At 66.3% G+C, this 23,206-nt stretch carries 26 protein-coding genes; 10 read left to right on the top strand and 16 right to left on the bottom strand.

The window, feature by feature from the left end; translation table 11 throughout:
• Positions 1–10: 10 nt before the first annotated feature.
• Complete coding sequence (locus tag AB0C34_RS24650) at positions 11–1,240, bottom strand: FxsB family cyclophane-forming radical SAM/SPASM peptide maturase (RefSeq protein ID WP_357077372.1); 1,230 nt, start codon at positions 1,238–1,240, stop codon at positions 11–13.
• Between the two features lie 877 nt (positions 1,241–2,117).
• Here AB0C34_RS24650 and AB0C34_RS24645 point away from each other — a divergent pair.
• Positions 2,118–2,504, top strand: a complete 387-nt coding sequence (locus AB0C34_RS24645) for a PPOX class F420-dependent oxidoreductase (RefSeq protein ID WP_357077369.1) — start codon at positions 2,118–2,120, stop codon at positions 2,502–2,504.
• A 239-nt stretch (positions 2,505–2,743) separates the two neighbouring features.
• On the opposite strand, the gene dapD is transcribed toward AB0C34_RS24645, so the two are convergent.
• Entirely contained in the window at positions 2,744–3,691 is a 948-nt protein-coding gene (gene dapD, locus AB0C34_RS24640; RefSeq protein ID WP_357077366.1) for a 2,3,4,5-tetrahydropyridine-2,6-dicarboxylate N-succinyltransferase, read from the bottom strand.
• 139 nt (positions 3,692–3,830) lie between these two features.
• On the opposite strand from dapD, the gene dapE reads away from it, so the two are divergent.
• From dapE to AB0C34_RS24615, 5 genes are all read left to right on the top strand, one after another.
• Positions 3,831–4,931, top strand: coding sequence for a succinyl-diaminopimelate desuccinylase (gene dapE / locus AB0C34_RS24635; RefSeq protein WP_357077363.1), 1,101 nt, complete (start codon positions 3,831–3,833; stop codon positions 4,929–4,931).
• A 115-nt stretch (positions 4,932–5,046) separates the two neighbouring features.
• The gene (locus AB0C34_RS24630; RefSeq protein WP_357077360.1) at positions 5,047–5,856 is read left to right on the top strand and encodes a TIGR00730 family Rossman fold protein; all 810 of its coding nucleotides are present in this window, start codon (positions 5,047–5,049) and stop codon (positions 5,854–5,856) included.
• Positions 5,853–6,410, top strand: a complete 558-nt coding sequence (locus AB0C34_RS24625) for a TIGR00730 family Rossman fold protein (protein ID WP_357077357.1) — start codon at positions 5,853–5,855, stop codon at positions 6,408–6,410. Before AB0C34_RS24630 ends, AB0C34_RS24625 begins: the two co-directional genes overlap by 4 nt.
• Positions 6,411–6,727: 317 nt before the next feature.
• On the top strand, positions 6,728–7,612 hold the full coding sequence (folP, locus tag AB0C34_RS24620; protein ID WP_357077354.1) for a dihydropteroate synthase: 885 nt from the start codon (positions 6,728–6,730) through the stop codon (positions 7,610–7,612).
• Positions 7,609–8,547: a glucosyl-3-phosphoglycerate synthase gene (locus AB0C34_RS24615; protein ID WP_357077351.1), complete on the top strand. Its 939-nt coding sequence runs from the start codon at positions 7,609–7,611 to the stop codon at positions 8,545–8,547. The genes folP and AB0C34_RS24615 overlap by 4 nt, the downstream gene beginning before the upstream one ends.
• Before the next feature lie 155 nt (positions 8,548–8,702).
• Here AB0C34_RS24615 and AB0C34_RS24610 read toward each other — a convergent pair whose 3' ends face one another.
• The 7 genes from AB0C34_RS24610 to sigE all read right to left on the bottom strand — a co-directional run bounded on the left by AB0C34_RS24610 (position 8,703) and on the right by sigE (position 14,023).
• Positions 8,703–8,942, bottom strand: a complete 240-nt coding sequence (locus tag AB0C34_RS24610; protein ID WP_357077348.1) for a hypothetical protein — start codon at positions 8,940–8,942, stop codon at positions 8,703–8,705.
• A gap of 22 nt (positions 8,943–8,964) precedes the next feature.
• On the bottom strand, positions 8,965–9,411 hold the full coding sequence (locus AB0C34_RS24605) for a hypothetical protein (RefSeq protein ID WP_357077346.1): 447 nt from the start codon (positions 9,409–9,411) through the stop codon (positions 8,965–8,967).
• A gap of 506 nt (positions 9,412–9,917) precedes the next feature.
• Positions 9,918–10,775: a hypothetical protein gene (locus tag AB0C34_RS24600; RefSeq protein WP_357077343.1), complete on the bottom strand. Its 858-nt coding sequence runs from the start codon at positions 10,773–10,775 to the stop codon at positions 9,918–9,920.
• A 52-nt stretch (positions 10,776–10,827) separates the two neighbouring features.
• Entirely contained in the window at positions 10,828–11,244 is a 417-nt protein-coding gene (tatB, locus tag AB0C34_RS24595; protein WP_357077340.1) for a Sec-independent protein translocase protein TatB, read from the bottom strand.
• A 123-nt stretch (positions 11,245–11,367) separates the two neighbouring features.
• Positions 11,368–12,897, bottom strand: coding sequence for a trypsin-like peptidase domain-containing protein (locus tag AB0C34_RS24590; protein WP_357077337.1), 1,530 nt, complete (start codon positions 12,895–12,897; stop codon positions 11,368–11,370).
• 10 nt (positions 12,898–12,907) lie between these two features.
• Positions 12,908–13,303: a hypothetical protein gene (locus AB0C34_RS24585; protein WP_357077334.1), complete on the bottom strand. Its 396-nt coding sequence runs from the start codon at positions 13,301–13,303 to the stop codon at positions 12,908–12,910.
• Positions 13,304–13,363: 60 nt separating this feature from the next.
• Entirely contained in the window at positions 13,364–14,023 is a 660-nt protein-coding gene (gene sigE / locus AB0C34_RS24580) for an RNA polymerase sigma factor SigE (RefSeq protein ID WP_357077331.1), read from the bottom strand.
• Positions 14,024–14,293: 270 nt separating this feature from the next.
• Here sigE and AB0C34_RS24575 point away from each other — a divergent pair, with 270 nt between their 5' ends.
• From AB0C34_RS24575 to AB0C34_RS24565, 3 genes are all read left to right on the top strand, one after another.
• Positions 14,294–14,932, top strand: coding sequence for an O-methyltransferase (locus AB0C34_RS24575; RefSeq protein ID WP_357077633.1), 639 nt, complete (start codon positions 14,294–14,296; stop codon positions 14,930–14,932).
• A 69-nt stretch (positions 14,933–15,001) separates the two neighbouring features.
• Positions 15,002–15,229, top strand: coding sequence for a hypothetical protein (locus AB0C34_RS24570; RefSeq protein WP_357077328.1), 228 nt, complete (start codon positions 15,002–15,004; stop codon positions 15,227–15,229).
• A 211-nt stretch (positions 15,230–15,440) separates the two neighbouring features.
• Entirely contained in the window at positions 15,441–15,647 is a 207-nt protein-coding gene (locus AB0C34_RS24565) for a hypothetical protein (RefSeq protein WP_357077326.1), read from the top strand.
• Here the strand turns inward: AB0C34_RS24565 and glgC are convergent.
• Entirely contained in the window at positions 15,644–16,858 is a 1,215-nt protein-coding gene (glgC, locus tag AB0C34_RS24560; RefSeq protein WP_357077323.1) for a glucose-1-phosphate adenylyltransferase, read from the bottom strand. The genes AB0C34_RS24565 and glgC overlap by 4 nt on opposite strands.
• Before the next feature lie 137 nt (positions 16,859–16,995).
• Here glgC and glgA point away from each other — a divergent pair, with 137 nt between their 5' ends.
• Positions 16,996–18,153: a glycogen synthase gene (gene glgA, locus AB0C34_RS24555; RefSeq protein ID WP_357077630.1), complete on the top strand. Its 1,158-nt coding sequence runs from the start codon at positions 16,996–16,998 to the stop codon at positions 18,151–18,153.
• A 19-nt stretch (positions 18,154–18,172) separates the two neighbouring features.
• Here the strand turns inward: glgA and AB0C34_RS24550 are convergent, their stop codons facing one another.
• The 6 genes from AB0C34_RS24550 to AB0C34_RS24525 form a co-directional block, all read right to left on the bottom strand.
• The gene (locus AB0C34_RS24550) at positions 18,173–18,997 is read right to left on the bottom strand and encodes a putative RNA methyltransferase (RefSeq protein ID WP_357077627.1); all 825 of its coding nucleotides are present in this window, start codon (positions 18,995–18,997) and stop codon (positions 18,173–18,175) included.
• 63 nt (positions 18,998–19,060) lie between these two features.
• The gene (locus AB0C34_RS24545) at positions 19,061–19,228 is read right to left on the bottom strand and encodes a DUF3117 domain-containing protein (protein WP_011211259.1); all 168 of its coding nucleotides are present in this window, start codon (positions 19,226–19,228) and stop codon (positions 19,061–19,063) included.
• 141 nt (positions 19,229–19,369) lie between these two features.
• Complete coding sequence (locus tag AB0C34_RS24540; RefSeq protein ID WP_357077624.1) at positions 19,370–19,963, bottom strand: DNA-3-methyladenine glycosylase I; 594 nt, start codon at positions 19,961–19,963, stop codon at positions 19,370–19,372.
• Positions 19,960–20,280, bottom strand: a complete 321-nt coding sequence (locus AB0C34_RS24535; protein ID WP_357077320.1) for a DivIVA domain-containing protein — start codon at positions 20,278–20,280, stop codon at positions 19,960–19,962. The genes AB0C34_RS24540 and AB0C34_RS24535 overlap by 4 nt, the downstream gene beginning before the upstream one ends.
• 200 nt (positions 20,281–20,480) lie before the next feature.
• Positions 20,481–21,608 (bottom strand): P-loop NTPase, encoded by a 1,128-nt coding sequence (locus AB0C34_RS24530; protein ID WP_357077318.1) that lies wholly within the window; start codon positions 21,606–21,608, stop codon positions 20,481–20,483.
• 19 nt (positions 21,609–21,627) lie between these two features.
• Entirely contained in the window at positions 21,628–22,494 is an 867-nt protein-coding gene (locus AB0C34_RS24525; RefSeq protein ID WP_357077315.1) for a lytic murein transglycosylase, read from the bottom strand.
• Positions 22,495–23,206: the final 712 nt, after the last annotated feature.

The raw sequence follows: 23,206 nt of genomic DNA, 5'->3' as shown, positions 1-23,206 counted from the left end.
TTTCCAGCTTCTATCCGGCGGCGGAGTTGATATCTGCCCGGACCCGGGACGAGATGTGGTGAATCAACTTCTGCAGATCGGCGCAATACACGGAAGGATTGCGGAAACCGTTATCCGCGCGGTATCGGTGCACGTAATGCCCACCGCCGCATACGGTGTGTACCGGGCATCCGCGGCAAGTGTCACTCAGCGCATCGAGACCGATCTGACGAGCGATCATTGATGGTTCCCACAGCGCCTGATCGAGCGGATTGCCTTCGCCCTCGGTCCGTATTTTGGTCGCTCCCGCGAAGGTGGACTTCAGCTCGTCGACCTGTTCCAGAGTGCCGTCGGTTTCGATCACCGCCATTCGCATAGGAGCGAGACCTACGGCCTCCGACCCACCCCGGCCGCCGAGTATGAGATCGATGATGGTGTCGAAGAGCCGGACCTGAGTTTCCAACTTCGGTGCGTGATACCAGCGATCGAAAACCGCGATCAGCCAGTCCGCGTACGGTGTGGCGCGGTAATCCAATGCTGGTGGCGGCGTCGTCCAATTGCCATGTGGTAGCAGAAAGTCGACCGCAGGTGGCTGAAACTTGACGAGTGCCTCATATGTCTGCACGGGATCGTTCGCTACGTCGATCGTGCACAGCAGGCCGGAAAACAAGTGACGGTGGTTGTCGGCATCCAGCCGCGCCAACCCTGCGGCGACCCGGTCATAGCTACCCGCACCCCGCCGATCGCGTCGATGCCGGTCATTCTCGTCCTCGCCACCGTCGATACTGATCCCGATCCGAATACCCCACCGGTGACAAATATCCAAGAATTTCTCATCGAGCAGTACCCCGTTGGTCTGGATTCCCAGACGCACATTGGTGATCGGCTCGAGCAACATTCGAGCCTGCCTGGCGAAGTACGCCAGGTCGTCATGACCGACGAGAAGCGGTTCACCACCGTGGAAGACGAGTTCCACCATAGGTAGCGCATGAGTGCGTGCATGTTCACCGATCATTCGGCAGGCGTCGTCGAAAACGGTACGGCTCATCGTTTTCGGCTGCTCACGCCAACTCTGATCGGCCATCTCGTAGATGTAACAGTAGTCGCACGCTAGATTGCATCGACTATGGATCTTGATCACGAACTCGATAAATGGCAGCGGTTCCCAACCATTGCGCACCAATTCGCGGATATCCAAACCGGAAGCGGGCCATAAGTTTTGCTCGCCACAGTTACCCAACGACAGCGGAACCGGCGTCATTTCATCTCCCCGGAACTGCGACCGGCCACGGGCATCACCGAAGGTGGAAATGCCCGTGGCCGATGCTTGTTACAAGCTACTTTTCGGGACTGATGAAGGACTGAAACCTTGCTGTGTGGTCTGTGGATTGGGTGCGATGACGCTCGAGCACCGCACGCAGGGCAGGGCTGGTAACAGCCGTCAACTGCTCCGGTCTCAGGGTCCCGAAGTCTGCGAGATTTTCCATGGCAGTACCTCCTGCTCGCTCTCCCGCTGGGCATTCGAGAACATCGCCCGAAGAAGTCGAACCTTCGGGCGAAATCTCAAGTCCAGCTAGGGAGATGATCTTCATCAGCGGACATGAGCGGTCCGCCGGTAGGTGAAGTGTACTACAGCACAACATGATCTGCGCAGCACGATATGACCTGTTGTGGCGCAACAGCCTCCGATGGCGATACCCGGTCGGCGCTCTTTCGAAACCGGTCACCGGCGCTGATCGAAAAGTAGGCCACTCAACCGGTATTGGACGGGTGATCAAGTTGTCGGACTGGGCGGAGATCAGGTATCGGCACGAGGGCGAGTGCCTGTCGATCAGCACGATCGTGAGGCGGACGGGTTTCTCGTGGGACACAGGGCGCGTGCGGTGCGGTCGGATTCGCCGCCGAGTTGGTCGCGGTGTCGGGGCCGTCGGCGGTCGATACGTCCGAGGGTGCTGGCCGAGTGCCCGCATATGCTGGCGTCTGCGGTCGCCGAGCTGGTCGACTGGGTCGGGTCCCCATCGTGGTTCAGTAGATGATCGGGCTGACCATCACCGTGGAAGATGCCGATTCCTACCGGGCCGCCGCTGTCTGTCGAGAAGGGTTGACCTCGAGCCGAGTCGAGGTTCTACGGTCACCTCATGACCTCGACCTTGACTCCCGAACAGATCGACTATCTGGGCAGCCAGCGCCTCGGTCGGCTGGCCACCGTCCGTCCCGATGGCACGCCGCAGAACAATCCGGTGGGCTTCCGCTACAACGCCGAGTTCGACACGATCGACATCGCGGGGTGGAACATGGGCGCCTCGTGGAAGTTCCGCAACCTGGCCACGAACGAGCATGTCGCCTTCGTAGTCGACGACATCGCCTCGACGGAGCCCTGGCGAGTCCGTTGCCTCGAAATCCGAGGCGCTGCTCGAGCATTGACCGACGTCGAACCGTACATTACCGGCGTTTCGCGCGAAATGATCCGCATCCATCCCCACCGCGTTATCGCCTTCGGTTTGGTCGCTTCCGCCGCACCGTGAGCGCGGCCGTACGAACTCCCGTTCGGCCCGGGTGAGGGCAAGCCAACAACCTGCCCCACCCGGAGTCCGCGAGCATTGGTGCGCGAACCGAAATCCTGATACGCCAACTACTTTCGCGAGATCATGGGTGACTCATCGTGAAGCCCAGACCCGACCCGCACGCAACGCGAGACCTGAACGCCACTCCCGCACCACCCAGCGCATACGGCCCAAAGACCCGGAGCGGCGGAACAGACAGCTCAGTCGTTGGCGTGCAGGGCGGCGTTGAGTTCGATGCCGGTGCCCTTGCGTGCGACGACCTCGACCGCGCCGGTGGTGGAGTTGCGGCGGAACAGCAGGTTGTCGCGGCCGGCGAGATCGGCGGCTTTGACCAGGGTGCCGTCGGGGGTGGTGACCTTGGTACCCGCGGTCAGGTAGAGGCCGGCCTCTAGGACGCAGTCGTCGCCGAGCGGAATGCCGAGGCCGGAATTGGCGCCGAGCAGCGAGCGCTCGCCGATCGAGATCACGGTGGTGCCGCCGCCGGACAAGGTGCCCATGGTCGATGCGCCGCCGCCGATGTCGGAGCCGTCGCCGACCACGACACCCGCGGAGATGCGGCCCTCAACCATGGACGCGCCGAGCGTGCCCGCGTTGAAGTTCACGAAGCCCTCGTGCATCACGGTGGTGCCAGCGGCCAGGTGTGCGCCGAGGCGGACCCGGTCGGCGTCACCGATGCGCACGCCCGACGGGACGACGTAGTCGACCATGCGCGGGAACTTGTCGATGCTGTACACCGTGACCGGGCCGCGGGCGCGCAACTTGGCGCGGGTGGTCTCGAAGCCCTCCACCGCGGCGGGGCCGTGGTTGGTCCATACGACGTTGTTCAGCAAGCCGAACTGGCCGTCCAGGCTCACCTCATGCGGCATGACCAGGCGGTGCGAGAGCAGATGCAGGCGCAGGTAGACGTCGTGCGCGTCGACCGGGGCGGCGGACAGGTCGGCGATCGTGGTGTGCACGGCGATCACCTCGACCCCGCGCGCCTCGTCGAAGCCGAGCAGCGCCTCGTACTCGGCGGGCGGCTCGTCGAGCCGCTCGCTGCCGGTCGAGGTGAACTCACCCAGCCGCGGGCTCGGGTACCACGTATCAAGCACGGCCCCGTCCGCGGTCACGTTGGCGATACCGACTGCAGTTGCTCCCTGAGTGCTCACGTCGGAAGAGGTTACCGACATCGGTCCGTCGATGCTGAGCCTCCCTCGTGCGCACGCGCACCGTGGATCGGGCGAGCGGTGCGGTGGGATAGCACCGACCGTGACATTCGGGACGCGCCGCGGTCGTAGGGTGAAGAACGTGACCATCGACCTACATGCCGACCCGATCACGTTGACCGCCGCGCTCGTCGACATCCCGAGCGTGTCACGGAACGAGGCCGCGATCACCGACGTGGTGGAGCGGGCACTGCGCGAGCAGACGACCGGCTTCGAGGTGTTGCGGAACGGGAACGTGGTGCTCGCGCGAACCAATCGGGGCTTGCCGACCAGGGTGCTCCTGGCTGGTCACCTGGATACCGTACCGATCGCTGACAACGTGCCGGGCCACTTCGCGGTCGGTCCGGCGGGCGAGCGTGTGCTCTACGGCTGTGGCTCGGTGGATATGAAATCCGGTGACGCGGTGTTCCTGCACTTGGCCGCGACCGTCGCCGAGCCGGTGCACGATGTGACGCTGATCTTCTACGACTGCGAAGAGATCGCCGCGGAGTTCAACGGGCTCGGTCACATCGAACGCGATCACCCCGACTGGTTGGTGGCCGATCTCGCGGTGCTCGGTGAACCATCCGGCGGCTGGATCGAGGCGGGTTGCCAAGGAACGCTGCGGGTTCGGCTGAGTACCTCCGGTATCCGCGCGCACTCGGCGCGATCATGGCTGGGCGACAACGCGGTACACCGGCTGGCCCCGATTCTGCAGCGACTGTCGGACTACCGGGCACGCGAGGTCGACATCGACGGCTGCGTCTATCGCGAGGGTTTGTCGGCGGTCCGTGTCGACGGCGGTGTGGCGGGCAATGTCGTACCGGATGCGGCCGAAGTCGACGTCAACTTCCGCTTCGCCCCCGATCGCTCCGTCGACCAGGCCATCGATCACGTCCGCGAGGTCTTCACCGGCCTCGACGTCTCCTTCGAGGTGACCGACTCCGCACCGGGCGCGCTCCCCGGCCTGACCGCGCCGGCAGCCAAGGACCTCATCGCCTCGGTGCACCGGCACGGCGGCGGCGTGCGCGCCAAATACGGCTGGACCGATGTCGCCCGTTTCGCCGCCCGCGGCATCCCCGCGGTCAATTTCGGTCCCGGCGACCCCAACTTCGCGCACAAGCGCGACGAACACGTTCCCGTCGACCAGATCACCGAAGTCACCGCGATTCTGCGTGGCTATCTCACCGGTGCCGAGAGCTGAGTCGGCCGATGCGCGGAGTGCGCGTGTCGCACGAGTGCGGCCCCGTAGTTGAAAGTCAAACGACTTCTTGCCTCCGCCCGGTGCGTGTGGTCGCCCGGGCGGTAGCGTGAGCTGCATGTCCGCCGACGCCGCTGACCGTGAGGTCCCCAACAAGCCGAAGTCGACAGCCAAGTTCCGCGGACCGATAATGTTTCGCCGCGATCGCAAGGACGAGATCGGGACCGCCGACCGGAGCCTGCTGGACCGACGGGGCGATACCGACTGGGTGCACAGCGACCCGTGGCGGGTACTGCGTATCCAAGCCGAGTTCGTCGAGGGTTTCGGCGCGCTCGCGGAGGTGCCGCGCGCGGTGACCGTCTTCGGTTCCGCGCGCACACCCACCGACCATCCCGAGTACCACGCCGCGCACGCGATCGGCGCCGCGCTGGCCAGGGCGGGTTTCGCGGTGATCACCGGTGGCGGGCCCGGCGCGATGGAGGCGGCCAACCGCGGCGCCTGCGAGGCGGGTGGCTACTCGATCGGCCTCGGGATCGAGTTGCCGTTCGAGCAGAGCCTCAACGAATGGGTCGATCTGGGCATCAACTTCCGCTACTTCTTCGTCCGCAAGACGATGTTCGTGAAGTATTCGCAGGCGTTCATCTGCCTACCCGGCGGTTTCGGCACGCTGGACGAGTTGTTCGAGGCGCTCACCCTGGTGCAGACCCGCAAGATCACCCGCTTCCCGATCATCCTGTTCGGCAGTAGGTACTGGTCCGGTCTGGTCGACTGGGTGCGCGACACGCTCGGCGGCTCCGGCAAGATCTCGCCGGGCGACCTCGGCCTGCTGCGCGTGACCGACAGCGTCGAGGAGGTCGTGAGTATCATCCAGGCCAACGTGCAGGCGGGCGCCGCCGAGGATGCGATCGGTACGGAGGATCAGTGGTGAGCGAACAGCCTTTCGCGGTCTGTGTCTACTGCTCGGCGAGCACAACGGACACCGGCCATCTCTCGCTGGCCGCCCGGGTCGGCACCGAGATCGCCCGGCGCGGATGGCAATTGGTGTCCGGCGGCGGCCATGTCTCGATGATGGGCGCGGTCGCGACCGCGGCACGAGCGGGCGGCGCGAACACCATTGGCGTGATCCCGAAACATCTGGTGCACCGGGAGGTCGCCGACGTCGACGCCGATGAGCTGGTGGTCACCGACACGATGCGCCAGCGCAAGCAGGTCATGGAGGATCGCGCCGACGCCTTCCTCACCCTGCCCGGCGGCATCGGTACTCTCGAAGAGTTTTTCGAGGCATGGACCGGTGGGTATCTGGGCGAGCACGACAAGCCGGTCGTCGTGCTGGACTCCGATGGATTCTTCCGCGGGTTGTTCTCCTGGCTGGATGAGTTGCACGACCGAAAGTTCGTGCCACAGAAGGCCCTGTCACGGATTACCGTGGCAACCGATCTTCCTACCGCTTTCGCCGCACTGGAGGCATCGCGTACTGCCTGATTCGGCGAGCTGACACCGTGCCCACCGACCGCCGCCCAGCGGTGAGTTCGGTCACCACGCTCGAGGGATCTGCGCCGGCGAAGTCGGCGCCGAACAGCTGACGATATGCACCGAGCGGGACCATGGTCGCGGCACTCCGCCGAATCCACCGCCGTGGTAGTCCGGAACGGAACATGGATTTCGTCGGCACATGGGTAACTCGTCGGGCACGCCCAGAACTGATGTGCCGCCGAACGCGGGACCTGAATATCGGTCCCGCGTCGCTAACCAGCACGGTCCGAAAGATCTGGAGAAGCGGACTAGCTACAGTCGTGGGCATGTTCAGCTCGGCCACGGCGCCGCTTCCGACACTGTGCGGCAGGCCGGTGGCGACGAATCGGGCGCTGGTGATGGCGATCGTGAATCGCACACCGGACTCGTTCTACGACCGAGGCGCCACCTTCACCGACGCGGCGGCAATGGACGCGGTGGCGCGTGCGGTCGACGAGGGCGCCGATCTGGTCGACATCGGCGGCGTGAAAGCCGGCCCGGGTGTGCTGGTCGACGCGGCCGAGGAGACCAGACGGGTGATCCCTTTCGTCGCCGCCATTCGTGCGAAGTACCCCGAGCTACTGGTCAGCGTCGATACCTGGCGCGCCGACGTTGCGTCGGCTGCCGCCGGCGAGGGTGCCGACCTGATCAATGACACCTGGGCCGGCGCCGACCCGGATCTGGTCCGGGTGGCGGCCGAGCACGGTGTCGGGGTGGTGTGCAGCCACACCGGCGGCGCGGTGCCGAGAACCAGACCGCATCGAGTCCGCTACGCCGATGTGATGGGTGAAGTCGCGGACGCCGTGGTGACCGCCGCCGAGAACGCGCTCGCTGCGGGGGTGCGCAAGGATTCGATTCTGATCGATCCGACTCATGATTTCGGCAAGAACACCTATCACGGGCTCGAGTTGTTGCGCGGAGTGGACATTCTTGTAAATACCGGATGGCCTGTCTTGATGGCGCTGAGCAACAAGGATTTCATCGGGGAGACTCTAGGTGTCGATCTTTCCGAACGGCTGGAGGGCACATTGGCGGCAACAGCATGGTCGGCGGCCGCTGGTGCCCGAGTCTTCCGAGTCCACGAGGTAGCCGCGACCCGGCGGGTCGTGGACATGATCGCCGCGATCCAGGGCATCCGGCCCCCCGCACGAACCTTGCGAGGTCTGGTATGAAAATCCAACACCGCGAGCCCGCCTGGGCGACGACCAATACCTGGGACAACCCGGACTGGACGGTGGACGAACTCGTCGCCGCCAAAGCGGGGCGCGCTGTCTCGGTGGTGCTGCCTGCGCTGAACGAAGAGCGCACCGTGGCCGATGTGGTGGCGAGCATTCGGCCACTGCTCGGCACACTGGTCGACGAACTGATCGTGCTCGACTCCGGCTCGACCGACGCGACCGCGGAACGGGCGCGCGCCGCGGGGGCCGAGGTGATCAGCCGCGAACAGGCGGTACCCGAGCTGAATCCCGTCCCTGGCAAGGGCGAGGTTCTGTGGCGATCTTTGGCCGTGACCAGCGGCGACCTGATCGCGTTCGTCGACTCCGATCTCATCGACCCCGACCCGGCCTTCGTGCCGAAACTGCTCGGCCCGCTGCTCACTGTCGGCGGCCTGCACCTGGCCAAGGCGTACTACCGCAGGCCGCTGCGCCAGGGCGGCGCAGTGGACGCGCACGGCGGCGGTCGCGTCACCGAGCTGGTGGCCCGACCGCTGCTCGCTGCGCTGCGGCCCGAACTGTCGCAGGTGCTGCAGCCGCTGGGTGGCGAATACGCGGGTACCCGCGAACTGCTCACCTCGGTGCCGTTCGCGCCTGGCTACGGCGTGGAAATCGGACTGCTGCTCGACACCTACGACCGGCTCGGCCTGTCCGCGATCGGCCAAATCAATCTAGGTGTGCGGACGCACCGCAACCGACCGCTGGCCGACTTGGGTGTGATGAGCCGCCAAATCCTGGGCACCGTGCTCGGCCGCAGCGGCGTGCAGGACTCCGGTTCGGCGCTCACTCAGTTCCCGCTGATCGGTGACGAATTCACCGCGCACAGTACCGAGGTGTCGCTGACCGACCGCCCGCCGATGAACACGCTCCGACCCGTGCAAGCGGCCGCCTGAACCTCGAACGCCAGTGGCTGGGTGACGGGATGGTCGATGCCGTCATCGGGTTCGGCCGGTCCCGGATACTTGTCGAGAGAACAAGGATTCGCGCTGCGGTGGCGAAAAACGCGCGGGTGTCGACCAACCGCCCACCCGATTCAGCTACCCAGTGGCTATTCGACTCGGTTATGTTGTTCGGGCAGCGATTCGGCTACCGGCTCCTCGTGCCCGTCGGCCGGGCGGTCCGCCAGCTGCGTGGGCGCCGCTGCGGTGGACTCCTTTGTGAGGCGGTCCTGTAGCTCGGCGACGGTCAGGTGCGGGTGCGAATCCGTCGGCCGCACCAGCACGGTGATGGCGAAGGTGAGCAGTCCAGCCGTCAGCACGACGACGCCGACGAACGTGATCGGATTCACCGTGGCCTTCCCGAAGAACGCATCACATGACCGTCTCGCGGAGTTGGAGATAGGGCTGGACCGCGCCTGTCTCGAAGTACGCCGTGAAAATCTCGGCCGCCTGCTCGGCGGTGAAGACTTCGTCCGGGTAGATCACCGGCGCGGGCACACCGGCGGGAACCGGCATGTCGAGGCCGGGTACACCGATCCGGTCACCCGGCAGACCGACGACGAACTGGCGCGCCGTGGAGCCGATGGTGACACGCAGTTCGATCGCCAACGCGTCGGCGGCGCCGGTGCATTGCAGATAGTTTCGTCCAGGCGCGGAGCTGATCGCTGGACTGATGTCGGTGGGCCGCATGGGCACGGCGAGACGAGTCATGTTCACCGAGTAGCGGTGAAGGCCGTCGAGCCTGCGCAGTGGGCGTAGGAAGTTGTCGAGGGTCTCGTCGGGTCCGAGGAACACCTTCAGCCGGTCGCTGTAGGTCATCCGGTGGGTGGTGAGTGCCGGATCGGACGGCGCACCTGGACAGAGCGACTCGTTCCGCTTCGCGGGAGGTGTGGACGCCGAACTCGCAGATATCGAACTTCGAACATGCACCAGAGTTCACCTATCGACTTGGTTATCTTTCAGCTATTGAAGCATTCGGGCAGGAAAGCGTGTGCCGGAGGATGGTGTGACGTACGTCACATTCTTGGAGTTCTGTGTGTGACAAGCTGTTCAGAAGTGCCGAATGCGCAGGTGAAAGGCATTCGGGCAGCGAAGGGGTCATCGATCCAGGGGGCTGACAGTCGAATTGTGGTCTCGACAGGTAAGCCTCGTGCCTCCGGTGGGACGATCCGGTGTGGCAGACCGTTCCCGGTTACCGCGCCGATGAAGTTACCAGTTGTGCTTCGGCATTCGATAATTCCTGGTCGAATCACGCCAGACCAGGGGTAATCCGCGGTGGTGCCGGCTGTCGCCGCGGGGAAGGCGGCCCGCGTTTCGCGGGTGACTCAGTGTCGCAGACCCGGTGCGGGCAACCGCTTTTCCGGATCGTGCCGGTAAACCGGCGTGAGCAGGTCGGCTTCCAGTGGTTCGCCGGTGGCACGGTCGAATCGGCAGGACACCAGCACCGAGAACAGATGTGCGCCGGCCCGCTCGTGCAGGGCGGCCAGTCGCGTGGAGAGCAGCCGGACGGCGCCGAGTGAGCCGGGCGGATGCATGCCGTCGATCATCAGCACGCTGCCGCGCGCGTCGGGTCTGGGCAGTCTGGCCAGATATGCGATGTCGTGTGGTTCGGGCCCACCCGGCCGGTATATTCGCCGCGCGGCCCGATCTTCGATGCCACGGCGCGCGTCGCCTGCTCTGGGCACCGCGCGCCGAAGCCGTGGATCGGCGGTGATCAGCTGGCGGAGGCTGGGGGACAACTCCGGGCCGCCGAGCACGATCAGCCCGTCGCGCCGCAGGTCTATCGGGCGGCCCGGCAGGAAATGCTCGATCGCGACCGTGAAGCCGAGTTCGCGGAGTAGTTCGGCCAGTCGGTGCGGTGCGGCCGGATCCGGCGCACCGATCACTCGGCCGGCCCGCACCTCCGGAAGGAGCACAGTGAGTGATCCGTGTCCGAAGAACAGCCCCTCCGGTGCGGGTCCCTGGGTGCTCACCTGGTGAATTCGGGCGCGGGAAAGCCCGGCCGCCGCACCGATTCTGGCGAACGTCCAGCCTTCGGCATGGAGGTCCCTGATCACGGCACGGCGAATCCTGGTCAGTTCGTTGATGGTCTGCTGGGCCGCCGCCACCCCATCGGTGGCCGCTTTCAGTCGCTCGACCTTGTCTTCGATCGCGAACACGCGCGCCACGTCATCGGCCGACATGTGCGAAGTCTAGACACCCAGTCGCGTCAAGGCGTCTAGTCTGCTTGACAGATCAGGTGGCGTCGGAGTCGATCGGCGGACGTTCGTTGCGCTCCAACGGCTTATCCAGCTTCGGTATCGAATAATCGGGCATTCCGCTGTTGGTGCTGTACAGGTCTTTTTTGTCGGGTAGCGCGCCGTCCCAATCCTTGAACAGCGAATCATCGCCGTTGAGAAGGTGTTTGGTCACCATTGCGCGCGGAGTCATGCCGCGCAATTCATTCAGGTCGGCCAACGGCTTTCGCAAATCCTCGAATTCCGGGCCGAGTTCCTGTTTCAGGTGAGAGGTCGCACCGCTCGCGTAATCCCGCGCCTGCCGCAAGCTGCGTGTGGTCCAGCGCACCGCACCGGGCAGGCGCTCCGGTCCGAGGATCACGAGGGCGGCGACGAGCAGGATAACCATCTCGCTCCAGCCGATATTGCTGAACACCTAATCAGGCTACCCGGCGCGCCAGGTAATGGTTCAGCGAGACCAGGCGCGGGACCGAACGGTGGGTGTCGTCCGGACCCGACCCCGGTCGGTGAGCGGCAGAAAACGGCCGAAATCGAGTGCTCAGTCCGATTCCAGAGTTACCGGAAGGTCGACTTGGCGGCCGTCACGAATCAGTTGAACGGTGACAGTCTGACCGATTTTGTTCGATTGTTCGGCGACCGTGAATTCGTCGGAGCTGGTGACCTCCCGGTCGCCGACCCGCACGATGACATCGCCTTCTACGATGCCTGCTCGGGCGGCCGGCCCGTTCGGCGTCACATCTGCGACCGCGGCTCCGCTCATCACGTCGTTCGCGACCGTCTTGGTGCGGACGGACAGTCCCATGCTCGCGTGATGAATACGGCCGTCTCGGATCAGCGTTTGCGCCACCTGGGTCATGGCGTCCACCGGGATGGCGAAACCGAGGCCGACCGAGCCGCCGGTCTCGCTGCGGATGGCGGAGTTGATGCCGATGACCCGGCCCTCCATGTCCACCAGGGCACCACCCGAGTTACCCGGATTGATCGACGCGTCGGTCTGCACCGCGTCGATCACGGCCTTCGTATCGCTACCCTCGCCCTCCAGTTTCACGGGGCGGTGCAGTGCGCTGACGATGCCGGAGGTGACCGTCTTGCTCAGACCGAGCGGCGAGCCGATGGCCAGGACATCGTCACCGACCCGGACGTCGCCGGACTTGCCGAGTTTGGCAACGGTGAGATTCTTCACGTCGACCTTCAACACGGCCAGGTCGGTCTTGGGGTCGCGGCCGACGATCTGGGCGGGCACCCGGGTCCCGTCAGAGAACTGGACCTGAATCGCGGCGCGATTGCTCTTGTCCTGGGCGGCCATCGAGATGACGTGGTTGTTGGTGACGACGTAGCCCGCGCCGTCGATCACCACGCCGGAACCGGTGGCGCCGTTGTCGCCGACGGTAACCCGGATCGACACGACCGACGGCAGTACGGCATTCGCGACCTGCGCGATCAAGCCGTGTGGGCGATCGGAATCGCCGCTCTGCTCCAGGGTGACTTTGCGTGAGGTGAGCGTGGATGCGGTGTCCGCGGTGAGGCTGCCGACCAGACCGCCGAGCAGGCCGATCACGAGCGCGACCAGTGCGAGCACCGCCAGCGCCTTCGGCGCGACCACCGAACCGAACAGCACTTGGCGGGCGGCGAGCTTCTCGGCCGGCGGTAGCGGGCGCGGCGTCGGCGTCGGGACCGCGGGGGCGCCGAGGCGCACGGCGGCATCGGGGTCACGCCACGGATCGGCCGGACCCGCGACCGGCGCGGTACCGACGGCCGCGTCAGGGTCGCGCTGCAACAACTCCGAGGAGCCTTGCGGGCGGCCGAACGCCTCGGCGAGCACGGCGTCCGGCGGGCGGTTCTGGAGGTCGGGGCCCACCGGTGCCGCCGGGCCTGTCGGCAGCGGCTCGGCGAACGAGCCGGACTGGCCGGATGGTCTGCGGAAGGTGCGCGCCGTGTGCGTGTCGACATGGGGTCGATATACCGGGCGCGGGCCGAGCACGGGTGCGTCCGGTGGACGGAGATTCCCGCGGTCGGCCGCCGAATCCGAGGTGCCGGCCGAGCTGGAATTCGTCGATTCGGTGGTCACCCGGGAAACTCTACTTGCGCCACCACGTAGTCCACCTGGTCGCGGTGAACGAATCGGTCAGAAAGCCGAAAACCGCTTCGTTGCGCGGTGCTGCGCCGGACCGGGACGCCGGGGACTGTGCGTTGCTCGCCCCGCCCGGCAGTTCGGCAAGGGGAATCCTGGTCAGGCTGTCGTGCAGCCCGGTCGGAATCGCGACATGGCCGGCATGGCGCAACGCGATGCGCGCCTGTTGCTGGGCCTCGACCTCCGCCGCGCATTCGGGGCACAGCGAAAGATGCTGGGCGGCACGCAGATAGGCGTTCATGCGCAATTCGCCATCCACGTAGGCCGCGATCGCCTCACTCGCCAGATGCTCGGTGGGGCTGAAACGAGGCGGACGACCTGACGTACTGGAGTCGCCACTCATTCGGTGCTCACCCTTTCAACCGACATCGTCCGATCCGTTGGCGATGCGGTTGCCGACGGATCACCCTATGTTCGCATCAGCAGCGAGTCGCTGCTCACTTCCATTATGCGCAAGGTAGTCGCGCAGTGCCTGGCGCCCACGGTGGATTCGACTGCGCACCGTGCCGAGCTTCACGCCGAGCGTAGCGCCGATCTCCTCGTAGGACAGCCCCTCGATATCACACAGGACGACGGCGGCGCGGAACTCCGGCGCCAGTGAATCCAACGCGGATTGTAGGTCGGGATCGAGCCGGGAATCGTGATATGCCTGTTCCGGGCCGGGGCCCTCGGCAGGAACGCGGTCGTAGTCCTCGGGCAGCGCTTCCATCCTGATCCGGTTACGGCGGCGGACCATATCCAGAAACAGGTTGGTGGTGATGCGGTGCAACCAGCCCTCGAAGGTTCCCGGCTGGTAATTCGACAGTGAGCGGAACACCCTGATGAACGTCTCCTGGGTGAGATCGTCGGCGTCCTGAGCGTCGCCGGAGAGGCGATAGGCCAGTCGGTAGACCCGGTCGGCGTGCTCGCGGACGAGTTCGTCCCAGGACGGCATGGCCGCTCGGTCACCGGTGGCGTCGAATGCAGCAGTCCCGGTCAACTCGACAGACTCCTCGGCGGTGTCCACCTCGATCGGCGGGATTTGCTCGGACAGGGTGGCGTACTCGTGCGCCGCATCGACCATGTGGATGGGGCTACCTCCTACTAGGGACCGCATACGTTCGGGACTTGCGTCGGCCCAGATATTCGGACCGTGACGACTGAATACAACCGCCATGGGTTATGTCGTTGTTCCCGTATCCCGTGTGAACACGATCGGTTGGTCATACTCTGTCGCGTCCTGATATGGCCGGGATATGGAGACCCTGAGGGTCACCTGAGAAAACCGACGGCGAGAATAGCGGGCGGCGCGTGTTGTCCGGAACGCCGAGACTGCCCACCCGGCATTAGCCTCATACCCGTGGCATCGAATCTGGAGCGAAATCTCGCCTACGTGGAGGAATCCGTCGTGGAAGACGAGATCCTCGTCAGTGCGCGCGAACGAGCCACCGAACTCGGCGTGGCACCCGTGCCACCCTCGGTGGGGGCGCTGCTGAGCATGTACGCACAGTTGCTCGGCGCCCGTGCCGTGGTCGAGGTGGGTACCGGTGCGGGCATCAGCGGGCTGTGGCTGCTCGACGGAATGCGCGAGGACGGCACGTTGACCACCATCGATTCCGAGCCGGAGCACCAGCGTGCGGCCAGGGAATCATTCCGCGCGGCCGAGATCCTGCCCGCGCGGACCCGCTTGATCAACGGACGAGCGCTCGACGTGCTGCCGCGCCTCGCCGACGGCGCCTATGATCTGGTCTTCATCGACGCGGCACCGCTGGAGCACCCGGAGTATGTCGCTCAGGCGGTGCGATTACTGCGCGACGGTGGAGCCATTCTGCTCCACAACGCCCTACTCGGTGGGCGGGTGCCAGACCCGGCGCAGCGGGATCCGGCCACCCTGGCTGTGCGTGCCGCTACCCGTGCCATCGCGGAGCATCCGGAACTGACGAGCGTGTTGATCCCAGTGGGGGACGGGTTACTGTGCGCATCGCGTGGTTAGTGTTCGGCACGCGCTGATTCCACGACCCGATGGTGGGTACTCGGTGGGAAACAAGTCAGCGAGGTTGTGATGCGTGAACTCGATGCGATCGAGATCGGTTCTATGGCTGAGGTCGTGGTGGAGCGACGATCGAGTTGGCTGCGGCCGACCATATTCGCCTTACTTTTCGTGATTCTGGGTGCCGTCTTGGTGCTGCTCGTTGTCAGCAATGCCGATTTCGACACCGGTCCCCCGAAAGTCACTCCGACACAAGGGCCGTGCGCGCCGTTCTGCACGCAGGCGCCGCAAAGCCCGTAGGCCTCGGTTCCGGCCTACCTCGAGCACCGAGCAGCGGGGGAACGGACCGGCGCTCGACCGCCGAGGCGGGGGCGAAACGGTGCGAACACTCGCGAATTCGGCGATACCCCACCGGGTCGCGATTGTCCGGCGCATGCTGCAAAGAGCAGGTGTGTACGGGCACCGATGGGTCGATTCGCTGAGCGAGGCGTCCGGAAGAAGGTGTGGTGCGGTGATTCTCTGGGACGATGACGAGCGCCGTGTTCGTCCGATCCACTGGGGGCGGGCCATGGCGGCCTTCGCAGCGGTGCTCCTGTTTGCGCTGTTGGCGGTCTACTTGGTCAGCACCGCCGATTTCGGCGGCGCGTCGGGGACGACCACGCCGCGCACCCCGGGCCCGTGCGCGCCGTTCTGCCCCGCGCCGCCCGGTGGCCCCTAGACCCAGACGCCCTTGCCGACCGTGACCACGCCGCCGTTGCTCACGGCGAACCGGTTGCGATCTCGTTCCAGATCCACCCCGATGATCTCGCCGTCGCCGACCACCACGTTCTTGTCCAGGATGGCGTGGCGCACCACCGCTCCGCGCCCGATCCGGACGCCGGGCATGATCACACAGCCCTCGACGGTGGCGCCGTCGTCGACCATGACGTTCGAACTGAGCACCGAGTTGCGCACGGTGGCCGCGGACAGGATGCTGCCCGCGCCGACGATGCACTCCTGCGCGAGCCCACCCTGGGCGAACTTGGCCGGTGCCAGGTTCTCGGCAGCTCCGCGGATCGGCCAATGCCGGTTGTAGAGGTTGAACACCGGGTGCACCGAGACCAGATCCATGTGCGCCTCGTAGAACGCGTCGATGGTTCCGACATCGCGCCAGTAGCCGCGGTCGCGGTCGGTGGCGCCGGGGACCTCGTTGTCGGCGAAGTCGTAGACGCCCGCATGGCCCGCGCCGACCAGCGACGGGATGATGTCGCCGCCCATGTCGTGGTCGGAGTCGGAGTTGTCGGCGTCGGCCTTGATCGAATCCACCAGCACCTTGGTGGTGAACACGTAGTTGCCCATGGACGCGAACGTGACGTTCGGGTCGTCGGGAGTGCCCGGTGGGTGCGGGGGCTTCTCCAGGAACTGGGTGATCCGACCCGCCTCGTCGCTGTCGATGCAACCGAACGCGCTCGCTTCGCTGCGTGGGACTCGAATGCCCGCGACGGTCACGCCCGCCCCAGAATCGATGTGGTGGCGCACCATCTGCTCCGGGTCCATCCGGTACACGTGGTCGGCGCCGAACACCACGATGTAGTCCGGGTCCTCGTCGTAGATCAGGTTCAGCGACTGCATGATCGCGTCCGCGCTCCCGGTGTACCAGCGCGGCCCGAGCCGCTGCTGCGCGGGCACCGGGGTGATGTACTCGCCGGCGAAGCCGGACAGCCGCCAGGTCTGCGAGATGTGCCGGTCCAGCGAGTGCGACTTGTACTGGGTGAGTACGCACAGCCGCAGAAAGCCCGCGTTGACCAGATTGCTGAGCACGAAGTCGATCAGGCGGTAGGCGCCTCCGAACGGGACCGCGGGCTTGGCACGGTCCGCCGTGAGTGGAAAGAGTCGCTTGCCCTCGCCACCGGCGAGCACGATTCCGAGTACGTGCGGCTGGCTCCTCACACCTGCCAAACTACCGGGTGACGCGTGGGTGAGTAGCCCGCACGGACCCGAACGTCTAGTTTGAACCGGTGAGTTTCGGCACGTACGGCGGGCGCTCGGCGGTGGATTCCGACGAGCGGAACCGGCTTCGGGTCGCGATGCTGACTCGGGAATACCCACCCGAGGTGTACGGCGGAGCGGGGGTGCATGTCACCCAGCTGACAGCGCATCTGCGTGCGCTGTGCGAAGTGAGCGTGCACTGCATGGGCGTCGCGCGCACGGATGCTGTGGTGCACCAACCAGATCCGACGCTCTACGCCGCCAACGCCGCACTGCGGATGATGTCCGCGCAGTTGCGGATGTCCGATGCGGTCGGCGAGGTCGATGTGGTGCACTCGCACACCTGGTACACCGGTCTGGCCGGACACCTGGCCGCGCTGCTCTACGGTGTGCCGCACGTGCTCACCGCGCACTCGCTCGAACCGCGCAGACCGTGGAAGGCCGAGCAGCTCGGCGGCGGTTACCGGCTCTCCTCGTGGTCGGAGCGCAATGCGGTCGAGCACGCCGACGCTGTCATCGCGGTGAGCGAGGGCATGCGGCGCGATGTGCTGGCCGCCTACCCGGCGGTCGATCCGGATCGAGTGCACGTGGTGCACAACGGCATCGACGGGCGAATGTGGTATCCGGGCCCGGCGGCCGAAGGCTCGCCCTCGGTGCTCACCGGACTCGGCGTGCGCACGGACCGGCCAATCGTCGCGTTCGTCGGTCGCATCACTCGGCAGAAAGGCGTCGGCCACCTGTTGGCCGCGGCCCGCGATTTCCAACCCGGCATCCAGCTCGTGCTGTGCGCGGGCGCGCCGGACACACCGGAACTGGAGCACGAGGTCGCCGCGGCAGTGCACGAACTACAGCGGCGGCGCGGCGACGTTTTCTGGGTTCGCGAGATGCTGCCGACCGAGCAGATCCGGCAGATCTTGGCCGCCGCCACCGTGTTCGTGTGCCCGTCGGTGTACGAGCCGCTCGGCATCGTGAACCTGGAGGCGATGGCCTGCGCTACCGCGGTGGTCGCCTCCGATGTTGGCGGCATCCCCGAGGTGGTCGAGGACGGCCGCACCGGACGGCTGGTGCACTACGACGCGGGCGCCGCCGAGGACTACGAGCGCGACTTGGCGGCCGCCGTCAACGAGGTCGCCGGCGCCCCCGCCCTCGCCGCGGAATTCGGCGCCGCAGGGCGCGCACGGGCGGTCTCCGAGTTCGACTGGGCTCGGGTCGCGGCGCACACGGTCGAGGTATACGACAAGGTCCGCAGGCGGTAGGCACGACCGGACAGCCGGGTCAGGCGGCCGGACGATAACTGGCGACGACGACCGAAGCGGTCACCTCCACAGTCTCCGACAGCTGCGCCAGCCGTGCGTCCGTGGCGGTCGCGTGATGTGCGGACGGCCCCATGCCCACCACATTGGCCACATCGGAGCGGTCGAGTGTCATCGGATACTCGACGAGCGTGTGCTCGACCGTTTCGAAGTGACCTGACATCGCGTTGTCGAGCCGTCGATCCTTATCCGGGTCGACGCGCACCATGTCCAGCGGGCCGATCAACTCACCGAGGTGGCGTTCGGTGGGTGTCGCGACAACGAAACGGCCGTCGTCGGCGAGGATTCTGGCGATCTCGCGGGGATTGCGTGGGGCGAACACCGAGAGCACACGGTTGACCGCGCCATCTCGAATCGGCACGCCGAGCCAGGCATCGGCAAGTACCGCCGCGGCGCGCGGATGGGTGCGGGCGCACCGTCGGACCGCGGGTTTGGCTACGTCGAGCCCGATACCAACGGTCGAGGGAGCGGCGTCGAGCACCGCGGCCAGGTAATAACCCGTGCCCGCGCCGACTTCCAGCACCGAGCCGTCGGGTCGCTGCGCCGCCGTGACGGCGCGGCTCACCGCATCGGCGATCGGCGCGAAATGCCCTCCGCTCTGGAAGGTGGCACGTGCGTCCAGCATGGCTGCGGTGTCACCGGTCATCTTGGTCGACGCGCCGGTCAGCAGGCTGACATAACCCTGTCTGGCGACGTCGAAGCTGTGCCCACGTCCGCAGCGCAGCGCCCGATCCCGCGGTTCGAGCGCGAGCGCCGAGTCGCTCTCGTGCGGCTGCGGTAAGCGCACGCATTCGGGACAGGTCAGTAGACCGGCCACCGCCGCGAGGGCCGAGTGCTCAGCTGGTGACACTCAGCTGGTCACGCTCTTCAGTTCGTCGCCGAGCGCCGCTGCTTCATCCGGCGTGAGTTCGACGACCAGACGCCCGCCACCCTCGAGTGGAACCCGCATGACGATTCCACGCCCTTCCTTGGTTGCCTCGAGGGGACCGTCCCCGGTACGGGGCTTCATGGCCGCCATCCTCTGCTCCCTCCAGATCTGCGCGGTCTGCTGCGCACTTTCTTGGAAATCCAGTTGTCACCAACCAGCGAGCTCGCCGGCATTTGGCGAGCTACACCCGTCCTATTCTTCCCTATCGCGGATGTCGACGGACACCTGAGTTCAAAAAGTGACCGGTCGCCCCGTGGCGGATGGGTCACTGCTCACCCAGCAATCGGCGAGATGATCGTTGACCATTCCGGTCGCCTGCATCAACGCGTACGCGGTGGTCGGCCCGACGAATCGAAACCCACGCCGCTTCAATTCTTTTGCTAGAGCGATAGATTCGGGAGTTGTCGCGGGAATGTCCACGTGGGAACGCGGTCGTGGCCGCGGTGGCGGCGCGAACGACCAGAGCAGTGCGTCCAACCCGGAATCCAGGTCGCGGGCAACCCTGGCGTTAGCGATGGCGGCCTCGATCTTGAGCCGATTGCGCACGATGCCCGCGTCGGCCAGCAGCTTCGTCACGTCGGCGTCGCCGAACCCCGCGACGCGCTCGATCGAGAACTCGGCGAACGCCGCGCGGAACGCGGGCCGTTTCCGCAGGATGGTGATCCAGGACAGCCCCGATTGAAATGCTTCCAGGCACAGCCGTTCGAACAGGGCGTCGTCGCCGTGCAGCGTCTTGCCCCATTCGTAGTCGTGGTAGTCGCGGTACAACTGGGAATTCAGCGGCCACGGGCAGCGAATCCGGCCGTCCTCGGCGGGAGCGGTCATGTCGACTCGGGCGCGGTCGGCGTCGGCCACCGGTGCGCCTGCGCCTCGGCGAGTTGCTGCTGGAGATCGTCTATCCTGGCGGCCAGTCTGGCCAGCGCCCAGTCCACCTCACCGACCTTGTATCCACGCACCACCTGCTGGAAGCGCAGCGCCCGCACATCCGCCCCGGAGATCGCCTCGGCGGGAAGCACAGTGGCCGTCGTCCCCTCCGGCAGCGGCCCCAGTTCCTCGGCGCGTCCGAACACCGCACTGGCGAGCAGGAACAGCACCGCGGCGACCAAGCCGACGATCAGCACATACAGCAGCATCGTAAGCATGAGGTCTAGTGTGCAGCGCCGCCGGTGCCGACGATTCGCTGCCCCCTGTTGGTTCACGTCCGAGCCACCGCGACCGGCGACTTCTTCGTCGCAGACGTGTCGCCCGCTCGCACACTGCATGGGCGGCGAACGGACAACTCTCAATTCGGCAAGAAGTGACGAAGCCGTCCAAGACCCTGTACTCGGACGCAGCGCCGCAATCAGGCCCTATCGATGCCGAGGGACATGCCCGCGAGGCCGCGACGGCGGATGGCGAGCTTGTCGGCGACCTCCAGAAGAGCCTGGGCGGCGGGGTTCGCCGGATCGCGCAACACGATCGGAGTGCCCTCATCGCCCGACTCGCGCAGTGCCTGCTCGATCGGGATCTGACCCAGCAGGGGCACCTTCGCGCCGACCGCTTGGGTCAATCGGTCGGCAACGGCTTGGCCGCCGCCGGAGCCGTAGAGGTCCATCCGGGTGCCATCCGGTAGGTCCAGCCAGGACATGTTCTCCACCACGCCCGCGATCCGCTGCCTGGTCTGCAGCGCGATCGCCCCCGCGCGCTCGGCCACCTCGGCGGCAGCCGGCTGCGGTGTGGTGACGACCAGGATCTCGGCATTCGGGATCAACTGAGCGATGGAGATGGCGACATCGCCGGTGCCTGGTGGCAGGTCGAGCAGCAGGATGTCGAGATCGCCCCAGAACACATCGGCCAGGAACTGCTGCAACGCCCGGTGCAGCATCGGGCCGCGCCACACGACAGGCGTGTTGCCCTGGGTGAACTGCGCGATCGAGATCATCTTCACGTCGTGCGCGACGGGCGGCATGATCATCCGCTCGACCTGGGTCGGGCGGGCATCGGTGCCGAGCATGCGGGGAATCGAGTGGCCGTAGATGTCGGCGTCCAGTACGCCCACCGAGAAGCCGCGGGCGGCCATGGCCGCGGCGAGATTCACCGTGACGCTCGATTTTCCGACCCCGCCTTTCCCGGAGGCGACCGCGTAGACGCGGGTCAGTGAGCCCGGCTGGGCGAAGGGGATGACCGGCTCGGCCGAGTCTCCGCGCAGTTGCTTGCGCAGACCGGTGCGCTGCTCATCGCTCATCACGTCGAGCTCGACGGTCACCGCGCCGACACCGGGTACATCGGCGATAGCCTTGGTGACCCGCTGGGTGATCTCGGTGCGCAGCGGGCAGCCTGCCGTGGTCAGATAGATCTCCACGTGGACTTTGCTGTCGGCGCCGATCATGACGCTTTTCACCATGCCGAGCTCGGTGATCGGCTTGCGGATTTCCGGGTCGTCGACCTTTGCGAGGGCGCCTCGCACATCCGATTCCGTCACTACTGGCATGGCAGGAATTTTAGGCGTGTCAAATTCTCGGCAGGTCTCCGGGCCGGGGTGCGACCCCGGTGCTGTAGGAACTCTCCCAGGCCATGACGTTCGCGACGTAGGCCATGGAGTGGTTGTAGCGCAGGATCGCCCGCGACTGCTGGGCCAGGTCGCGCATGTTCAGACCACCGTCACAGAGGTATCTTCCCGAGGTCAGCGCCGCGTCGAAGAGGTTCTGCGGATCGGCGATGCCGTCACCGTTGCCGTCGGCGGCGTAGTGCTTCCAGGTCTGCGGCAGGAACTGCATCGGGCCGATCGCGCGGTCGGATCCGGCCAGGCCGTCCAGCGCGCCGTCGTCGGAGTCGGCCACGACCTGGTTGCCGCCCAACGATCCGTCCAGCACCGGGCCGTAGACCGGGCTGAGCGGATTGCCGTCGGCATCGGCCTTGCCCCCGAACGCGTGCGTGGACTCGACCCGGCCGATACCGGCCAGCAGTGACCATGGCATTCCGCACACCGGATTCTCCGCTGCCAGAATGCGTTCCGCGTTCTGGTAGGCCGCGACGGCCACGCCGGGAACGCCCATCGGCCCGGCGGGCAACGCGGCGGCCTGCCTGCCTGCGGGCAGCGCTACGGTTTTCACCACCGGCGTCGCGGTGGGTGCGGCCTTGGCCAGTGCGTGCGCGATGAAGTCGGTCGTGACAACGGGTTCGGCGACGGTTTGCAGGCCGGCGCTCTGCTCGACCTGGGCAACTCCGGGCGCCTGGACCGCCGCGGCCGAGGTGGCCAGGGTGTCCACCTCGGAGATGGCCGTGACTGCGACGATCCCCGTGGGTACCAACCCGGTCAATGCGATAACGGAGCTGCGCCGGACGGTGACGGTCGGCGGCTTTCGGTGACGTCCCACGGTGTGGTGACCCTCCAATGGCTCGGCGTGAGCCTTTCGTGACGAACGAGAGGAAGGTTACCGCATTCGAGATCTCTTTGTTACTGCTTCGTGATCCGATATCGGGTTTGCATCACTGTTGGGCTGCAAGGGGTGTGGGGAGTGGGATGACGATGCCGAAGGGGAGGGTGATGGCGGGCGGGGGAGTCGGAGCGGGTGGGGATAGTTCGGGTTCGGTGGCCGGTTGCGAGTCGTGAGAGGTGTCGGGTGAGTTGGGCGCTTGGTCCACGGGGGCGCCATCGGGCCGACCGTTGGGCGATTCGGGTCGACCATCAGGGGCTGCGGGATTCGCGTCAGGGGCCGCGGGCCGACCGCCAGGGGCTGTGGGATTCGCGTCAGGGGCCGCGGGTCGACTGCCCGGGGCCGCAGGTCGACCGCCTGGAGTTGTGGGCCAACCCCAGGGGGTTCCGGCATCGGCCGCGGACGGCAAACAGGTACCGGCCCAACGGTCCCCGAGATCACCCACCGCCGAACCGCTTCCATCCCCGTCATCGACGGATCGGGAGTCACCCGGCTCGCCGGGCCCCGCACCATAACCGCGGCCAGGCGCCGGCACGGGCGCGAACCGAGCCGAACGGGGCATCGGCGCCGGAACCGCCCGCACCAGACACGGATCCGCCGGCGGCGCAACCGGACCCGGAGCCGGACAGAAAACCCCACACGGAATCGGCGG

This window comes from Nocardia sp. NPDC049220 (genome assembly GCF_040647855.1).
Taxonomy (GTDB): Bacteria; Actinomycetota; Actinomycetes; order Mycobacteriales; family Mycobacteriaceae; genus Nocardia.
This window is presented reverse-complemented; position numbering and strand designations above follow the sequence as displayed.

Excerpts from the sequence above, each read along its gene's own strand:
- AB0C34_RS24650 (WP_357077372.1), bottom strand. The coding sequence starts at position 1,240 with ATGACGCCGGTTCCGCTGTCGTTGGGTAACTGTGGCGAGCAAAACTTA.
- AB0C34_RS24645 (WP_357077369.1), top strand. The coding sequence starts at position 2,118 with ATGACCTCGACCTTGACTCCCGAACAGATCGACTATCTGGGCAGCCAG.
- AB0C34_RS24630 (WP_357077360.1), top strand. The coding sequence starts at position 5,047 with ATGTCCGCCGACGCCGCTGACCGTGAGGTCCCCAACAAGCCGAAGTCG.
- folP (WP_357077354.1), top strand. The coding sequence starts at position 6,728 with ATGTTCAGCTCGGCCACGGCGCCGCTTCCGACACTGTGCGGCAGGCCG.
- AB0C34_RS24615 (WP_357077351.1), top strand. The coding sequence starts at position 7,609 with ATGAAAATCCAACACCGCGAGCCCGCCTGGGCGACGACCAATACCTGG.
- AB0C34_RS24605 (WP_357077346.1), bottom strand. The coding sequence starts at position 9,411 with ATGACCTACAGCGACCGGCTGAAGGTGTTCCTCGGACCCGACGAGACC.
- AB0C34_RS24600 (WP_357077343.1), bottom strand. The coding sequence starts at position 10,775 with ATGTCGGCCGATGACGTGGCGCGCGTGTTCGCGATCGAAGACAAGGTC.
- AB0C34_RS24585 (WP_357077334.1), bottom strand. The coding sequence starts at position 13,303 with ATGAGTGGCGACTCCAGTACGTCAGGTCGTCCGCCTCGTTTCAGCCCC.
- sigE (WP_357077331.1), bottom strand. The coding sequence starts at position 14,023 with ATGGTCGATGCGGCGCACGAGTACGCCACCCTGTCCGAGCAAATCCCG.
- AB0C34_RS24570 (WP_357077328.1), top strand. The coding sequence starts at position 15,002 with ATGCGTGAACTCGATGCGATCGAGATCGGTTCTATGGCTGAGGTCGTG.
- glgA (WP_357077630.1), top strand. The coding sequence starts at position 16,996 with ATGCTGACTCGGGAATACCCACCCGAGGTGTACGGCGGAGCGGGGGTG.
- AB0C34_RS24545 (WP_011211259.1), bottom strand. The coding sequence starts at position 19,228 with ATGGCGGCCATGAAGCCCCGTACCGGGGACGGTCCCCTCGAGGCAACC.
- AB0C34_RS24540 (WP_357077624.1), bottom strand. The coding sequence starts at position 19,963 with ATGACCGCTCCCGCCGAGGACGGCCGGATTCGCTGCCCGTGGCCGCTG.
- AB0C34_RS24535 (WP_357077320.1), bottom strand. The coding sequence starts at position 20,280 with ATGCTTACGATGCTGCTGTATGTGCTGATCGTCGGCTTGGTCGCCGCG.
- AB0C34_RS24530 (WP_357077318.1), bottom strand. The coding sequence starts at position 21,608 with ATGCCAGTAGTGACGGAATCGGATGTGCGAGGCGCCCTCGCAAAGGTC.